This is a genomic window from Bradyrhizobium valentinum (assembly GCF_001440405.1).
Lineage (GTDB): Bacteria > Pseudomonadota > Alphaproteobacteria > Rhizobiales > Xanthobacteraceae > Bradyrhizobium > Bradyrhizobium valentinum.
This window is the reverse complement of the sequence record NZ_LLXX01000216.1, coordinates 1-6732: the sequence shown is the minus strand read 5'-3', so window position 1 is coordinate 6732 and position 6732 is coordinate 1. Positions and strand designations below refer to the sequence as shown.

The 6732-nt window shown below is 63.5% G+C and carries 4 protein-coding genes; 3 read left to right on the top strand and 1 reads right to left on the bottom strand.

Annotation, left to right across the window (positions count from 1 at the left end; all coding sequences use genetic code 11):
- Positions 1 to 70 precede the first annotated feature (70 nt).
- Positions 71 to 943: an SDR family oxidoreductase gene (locus CP49_RS37340; protein WP_057855107.1), complete on the bottom strand. Its 873-nt coding sequence runs from the start codon at positions 941 to 943 to the stop codon at positions 71 to 73.
- Positions 944 to 1043: 100 nt separating this feature from the next.
- On the opposite strand from CP49_RS37340, the gene CP49_RS37335 reads away from it, so the two are divergent.
- The 3 genes from CP49_RS37335 (at position 1044) to ppc (ending at position 6551) form a co-directional block, all read left to right on the top strand.
- Positions 1044 to 1859 (top strand): crotonase/enoyl-CoA hydratase family protein, encoded by an 816-nt coding sequence (locus tag CP49_RS37335; protein ID WP_057855106.1) that lies wholly within the window; start codon positions 1044 to 1046, stop codon positions 1857 to 1859.
- Positions 1860 to 1984: 125 nt separating this feature from the next.
- Positions 1985 to 3529 (top strand): acyl-CoA synthetase, encoded by a 1545-nt coding sequence (locus CP49_RS37330; RefSeq protein WP_057855105.1) that lies wholly within the window; start codon positions 1985 to 1987, stop codon positions 3527 to 3529.
- Between the two features lie 229 nt (positions 3530 to 3758).
- A complete protein-coding gene (ppc, locus tag CP49_RS37325; protein ID WP_057855108.1) occupies positions 3759 to 6551 on the top strand; it encodes a phosphoenolpyruvate carboxylase in 2793 nt (930 codons plus the stop codon).
- Positions 6552 to 6732 lie beyond the last annotated feature (181 nt).

The following is a 6732-nucleotide window of genomic DNA, read 5'->3' as shown; positions in this document are numbered from 1 at the left end:
AGCTCTTGTGCCACGGGGGCCGTCCACATATGGGTCCCTGCTTTCGCAGGGACGACATCGAGTGTGTGGCTCACCCTCGCGCGGCGCGGTCCTTCTCGTTCTGCGCCTTGATCGACTCGCGCGCCTTGTTCCAGTCGTCGTCGCTCCAGTCGCGCAACTGGTAGAAATTGCCGCCCATCGCGAGCGCCTGCGCGCCGTCCATGGCGATGGTCTCGCCGTTGATCCAGTCGCAGCCGCCGGAGATCAGGAACACGGCGAGGTTCTGCAATTCCTCCATGGTGCCGACGCGGCCCATCGGGTTCTGCGCCCGCGTGCGCGCACCGGCCTCGTCGCCGGGCTTGATGCGCTTGCTCATGCCTTCGGTCGGGATTTCGCCCGGCGCAATGGTGTTGAGGCGGATGCCGTGCTTGCCCCATTCGACCGCAAGCGACATGGTCATGGCGTGGATCGCCGATTTGCTCATCGCCGACGGCACCACATAGGGCGAGCCGTTGCGCACCCAGGTCACCGTGATCGACACCACATTGCCGCGCTGCTTGGCGGCGATCCAGCGCCGTCCTACCGCGTGCGTCACGTAGAAGGTGCCATGCATCACGATGTTGGCGACGGCATCGAAGCCGCGCGGCGAGAGTTCTTCCGAGCGCGAGATGAAATTGCCGGCGGCGTTGTTGATGAGATCGGTGAGGGGACCTTCGGTCCAGATCTGCTCGATCATTTCGTCGACGGCCATCGCATTGCGGATGTCGACACCGTGGCTGATCACACGCCCGCCATGCAGGTCCATCAATTCGGTCGCGGTCTCGTCGCATACGATTTTGCGGCGGCCGCAGATGTGGACCTCGGCTCCCAATTGAAGAAACCGTGCGGCCATGGACTTGCCGAGGCCGGTGCCGCCTCCGGTCACGAGAATGCGCCGCCCGACGAGAAGCTGATCGTTGAACATCGTTTCCACCCACGGGATTGTCTGTTAATTGGTCGATTGACTAAAACCGGACAACAGCCTTTCTGTAAAGCGCCAAGAAAGAAAGTATGGAGGATTTATCATGGAGCAACGCGTCTCGATCTCGATTTCGGACGGCATTGCCGATGTCCGTTTGGTGCGGGCCGACAAGATGAACGCGCTCGATGCCGCGATGTTCGAGGCGCTGGTGGCCGCAACCGAGCGGCTTGCTCATGAAAAAGGCGTCCGGGCGGTAGTATTGTCCGGGGAGGGGCGGGCGTTCTGCGCCGGTCTCGATATGGGACGCTTTGCGGCGATGAAGGAGAATGGCGGTAACGGGATCGCCGGTGGCGAGAAGCGCGACCTCACTGCACGCACCCATGGTGTTGCGAACTTTCCGCAAGCTGCGGTCTGGGGCTGGCGCCAGCTTCCGGTGCCGGTGATTGCCGCGATCCAGGGCGTGGCGTTCGGCGGTGGCTTCCAGCTCGCGCTCGGCGCCGACATGCGCTTTCTCACGCCCGATGCGCGGATGTCGATCATGGAAATCAAATGGGGCCTGGTGCCCGACATGGCCGGCACGCCGATCCTCGCAAGCCTCGTCCGTGACGACATCTTGCGCGAACTCACCTACACCGGCCGTATCTTCTCGGCGCAGGAAGCGATGAGCTACGGCCTCGCGACCCGGATCTGCGACGACCCGCGTGCCGCGGCTTTCGAGGTTGCACGCGAAATCGCCGGCAAGAGTCCCGATGCGATCCGCGCCGCCAAACGCATGCTCAACAAACTGTCCGTCGATCCGGCCCCGGCGTTGCTGGCTGAATCCATTGAGCAGCAGAAGCTGCTCGGCAGCCCGAACCAGACCGAGGCGGTGCGCGCGAATATGGAGAAACGAGCGCCACGGTTTGCGGACGTGGGGTAACTCAACCCGTCATTCCGGGGCGATGCGCAGCATCGAAGCCGGAATCTCGAGGTTCCGGGTTCTCGCTTCGCGAGCCCCGGAACGACTACCCGGCTTCAAACCCGACTTCAGATCGGAAAGAGACAATGTCCGCCTCCCAACTCTTCCTCGGCATCATCAGCGGCGAGCGCCGGCGCGACCACGGCGAGGTCGCCGATCGCGTCGACCGCATCGCCAGCGGCCTGCAAAAGCTCGGCGTCAAGCAGGGCGACAGCGTTGCGATGCTGATGCGTAACGACATCGCCTTCATCGAGGCGGCCTATGCGGCGATGCGGCTCGGCGCCTACGGTGTGCCTGTCAACTGGCACTTCAAGCCGGAAGAAATCAATTATGTGCTGAAGGATTCCGGCACATCGGTGCTGATCGCGCATGCCGACATGCTGCATCAGTTGCGCGAGGCGATCCCGGACGGCGTCACCGCACTCAGCGTGCCGACGCCGCCGGAAATTATCGCCAACTACAAGATCAACCCCGATCATCTCGCGACGCCCGACTTCGCGATCGATTTTGAATCCTGGCTCGCGCAGCACCCGCGCTATGACGGGCCGGCGGTGCCGCAGCCGCAGAACATGATCTACACTTCGGGCACGACGGGGCACCCCAAAGGCGTACGGCGCTTTGCGCCGACGCCGGAGCAGAGCGCTAATGCCGAACGCATGCGCAGCCTGATCTACGGCCTCAAGCCGGGCGCCCGCGCGCTGCTTCCGGGACCACTGTACCATTCCGCACCGAACTCGTTCGGCCTGCGTGCCGGCCGCCTCGGTGGTGCGCTCGTGATCATGCCGCGCTTCGACGCGGAAGAATTTTTGCGCGTGATCGAGACCGAGAAGATCGACACCATCTTCATGGTGCCGACCATGTTCATCCGCCTGATGAAGCTACCGGAGGAGGTCCGCAAGAAGTACGACATGTCATCCCTGCGCCACGTCATCCATGCCGCTGCGCCTTGTCCGGCCGACGTCAAGCGCGCGATGATCGAATGGTGGGGGCCGATCATTTACGAATTCTATGGCTCGACCGAGTCAGGCGCCGTCACCTTTGCCACTTCCGAGGATGCGCTGAAGAAGCCCGGCACCGTCGGCAAGATTGCTCCCGGCGCGGAACTGCGCTTCATCGGCGACGACGGAAGGCCGTTGCCGCAGGGCGAGATCGGCGAAATCTATTCGCGCATCGCGGGTAATCCGGACTTCACCTACCACAACAAGCCGGAAAAGCGCGCCGAGATCGATCGCGAGGGGTTCATCACCTCGGGCGACGTCGGATACATCGATGCCGACGGTTATGTCTTTATCTGTGACCGCAAGCGCGACATGGTGATTTCAGGCGGCGTCAACATCTATCCGGCCGAGATCGAGGCCGCGCTGCATGCGATTCCAGGCGTGCATGACTGCGCCGTGTTCGGCATTCCCGACGCGGAATTTGGCGAGGCGCTGATGGCTGTGGTGGAGCCGCAGCCGGCGGTGACGCTCGACCTTGCCTCCATCCGCAGCCAGCTCAAGGTCTCGCTGGCCGACTACAAGGTACCAAAGCACATCGAGATCCAGTCCAACCTGCCACGGGAAGACTCCGGCAAGATCTTCAAGCGCCGCCTGCGCGATCCCTATTGGGAGCGGGCGGGACGGAAGATTTAGCTTGCTGTCGTCCCTGCGAAAGCAGGGACCCATAGCCACAGGCCGTGGGGCTACGAAAGGTCTCTCTCCCCAGCGTGTCACGAGAGAGGACACGGAGTATGGGTCCCCGCGTTCGCGGGGACGACAAAGAGAGGCCGCCTCCATCTTTATCTTGCGCTGCGGCAAAAAAATTGCACACTCGGAATCGCCGGACCGTTTCTGAGGTAGCCAGCCCATGTCTTCCCAGATCGTGTCTTCCCAGACCATGCCGTCCCAGACCGACGTCCGGTCCAACCGCAGCGACGAAGCGCTGGCGTTGGAGGAAGACGCGCGGCTGCGAACCGATATCCGCCTGCTCGGGCGGATTCTCGGCGACACCGTGCGGGACCAGGAAGGCGCTGACGTCTTCGACCTGGTCGAACGTATCAGGCAGACCTCGATCAGGTTCCATCGCGACGAGGACAAGCTGGCGCGACGGGAACTCGAGACCATCCTTGACAGCATGTCGACCAGTGACACCCTGCGGATCGTCCGCGCCTTCAGCTATTTTTCGCATCTTGCCAACATCGCCGAGGACCAGAACAACATCCGCCAGATGCGCGGTCGAGGTCCCGGCGGGCCGCGGCCGAGCCTGCTGACGCAGACGTTGTCGCATGCCAAGACGGCCGGCTTCAGTGCCGCTGATTTGCGGCGTTTTTTCAAGGGTGCGCTCGTCAGCCCGGTATTGACCGCGCACCCCACGGAGGTCCGCCGCAAGAGCACGATCGACCGCGAAATGGAGATCGCGGCGCTGCTCGACCGCCGCGAGCGGGTGCAGCTCACGCCGGAAGAAGCCGAAGCCTGCGACGAGCAATTGCGCCGCGCCGTGCTGACGCTGTGGCAGACCAATCTGTTGCGCCGGACCAAGCTGACCGTGCTCGACGAGGTCGCCAACGGACTCTCATTCTACGACTACACCTTCCTGCACGAGGTGCCGCGGCTGCATTGCGCGCTGGAGGACCGGCTGAACCAGGAGGAGGGCGGTGCACCGGGCGAGCTGGCGTCCTTCCTGACCATGGGAAGCTGGATCGGCGGCGATCGCGACGGCAATCCGTTTGTCACGGCCGACGTCATGCGAGGCACGCTGCGCCTGCAGTCGAGCCGGGTCATGAGTTTTTATCTCGAGGAGCTGCACGTCCTTGGCTCGGAACTGTCGCTGGCGGCGCACCTCGCCGACATTTCCGACGAGTTGCGCGCGCTGGCCGGGCGCTCGCCCGACACCTCGCCGCATCGGAGCGGTGAACCCTATCGCCTGGCGGTGTCGGGCATCTATGCCCGGCTGACGGCGACGGCGGTGCGGCTGGAGGTCGAGACCACCCGCCGACCAGTCGGCGAGGCTGCTCCTTATGCGAGCGTGAAGGAGTTCAAGGCCGATCTCGACGTGCTCGATCGTTCCCTGATTGCGAACAATTCCGGCGTGATCGCGCGCGGGCGCCTGCGGTTGCTCCGCCGGGCCGTGGACTGCTTCGGCTTCCATCTCGCCCGGCTCGACATGCGACAGAATTCGGCCGTGCATGAACGCACCGTAGCCGAACTGCTCGATGCCGCGACGCCCGGAATGTCCTATCTCGCGCTCGGCGAGGAAGCGCGCGTTGCGCTGCTGGCGAACGAGTTGCGCAATGCCCGGCCGCTGGCATCGCCGTTCGTCAAGTACAGCGAGGAAACGCTGGGTGAACTCGCGGTATTTCACGCCGCCGCCGAGGCGCACGCCAAATTCGGTGCCGATGTAATCCCCCAATGCATCATCTCCATGTGCAAGGGCATGTCCGACATGCTGGAGGTGGCGCTGTTGCTGAAGGAGGTGGGCCTCGTCAATCCCTCCGGCCGTAGCGCGATCAACATCGTGCCCTTGTTCGAGACCATCGGGGATTTGCAGGCGTCATCCCGCATCATGGACCGGATGCTGGCGCTGCACGATTACCGCAAACTGGTCGACAGCCGCGGCGCCGTCCAGGAAGTGATGCTCGGCTATTCCGACAGCAACAAGGATGGCGGATTCGTCACCTCGGGCTGGGAGCTCTACAAAGCCGAGATCGAGCTGGTCGACGTGTTCGAGCGCCACAGCGTCCGGCTGCGGCTGTTCCACGGCCGCGGCGGATCGGTCGGCCGCGGCGGCGGGCCGAGCTATGACGCCATCATCGCGCAGCCCGGCGGCGCCGTGAACGGCCAGATCCGCATCACCGAGCAGGGCGAAATCATCTCCAGCAAATACTCCAACCCCGAGGTTGGCCGCAGCAACCTGGAAATCCTCGCTGCCGCCACGCTGGAGGCGAGCCTGTTGCATCCGCGGCAAAGCGCGCCGCGCAAGGAATATCTGACTGCGATGGAGCAATTGTCCGCGCTGGCCTTCAAGGCCTATCGCGGGCTGGTCTACGAGACCGAAGGCTTTGCCGATTATTTCTGGGGCTCCACCGTCATCACCGAAATTTCGACGCTGAACATCGGCAGCCGCCCGGCGTCGCGCAAGAAGACCCGCGAGATCGAGGACCTCCGCGCCATTCCCTGGGTGTTCAGCTGGGCGCAATGCCGGCTGATGCTGCCGGGCTGGTATGGTTTTGGTTCGGCGGTCGAGACCTGGATTGCGGAGCATCCGGAGCAGGGCATGCCCTTCCTGCAGGAGCTCTACCGCGAATGGCCGTTCTTCCGCATGCTGCTGTCGAACATGGACATGGTGCTGGCGAAGAGCTCGATCGCGATCGCCTCGCGCTACGCCGAGCTGGTGCCTGATGTGGCCTTGCGCGAGAGCATCTTTGGGCGCATCCGGCGCGAATGGCATTCCTCGATCGAGTCGCTGCTCGACATCATGGGGCATGAGCGGCTGTTGCAGGGAAACCCGTTGCTGGAACGCTCGATCCGCAACCGCTTCCCCTATCTCGACCCGCTCAACCACGTGCAGGTGGAACTGTTGAAGGAGCACCGCGCGCAGAACCCGGACGAGCAGGTGCTGCGCGGGATTCAGCTCACGATCAATGGCATTTCGGCGGGGTTGAGGAATAGCGGGTAGGCCTCCGCTCCGTCCACCGTCGTCCCGGCGAACGCCGGGACCCATACCGCGTGATCTATCTGTAAGGCGAGATGGGAGATATCACCCTTCAGTAACAGGACCCTGTGGTTATGGGTCCCCGCGTGCGCGCTAGTAGATGCACAGATCTTGACTGCGACGGAATGACTCGGCCGTTTGATTT

What these genes read in the sequence shown, in the direction of transcription:
- CP49_RS37335 (WP_057855106.1), top strand. Translation starts at nt 1,044, where the DNA reads ATGGAGCAACGCGTCTCGATCTCGATTTCGGACGGCATTGCCGATGTC.
- CP49_RS37330 (WP_057855105.1), top strand. Translation starts at nt 1,985, where the DNA reads ATGTCCGCCTCCCAACTCTTCCTCGGCATCATCAGCGGCGAGCGCCGG.
- CP49_RS37340 (WP_057855107.1), bottom strand. Translation starts at nt 943, where the DNA reads ATGTTCAACGATCAGCTTCTCGTCGGGCGGCGCATTCTCGTGACCGGA.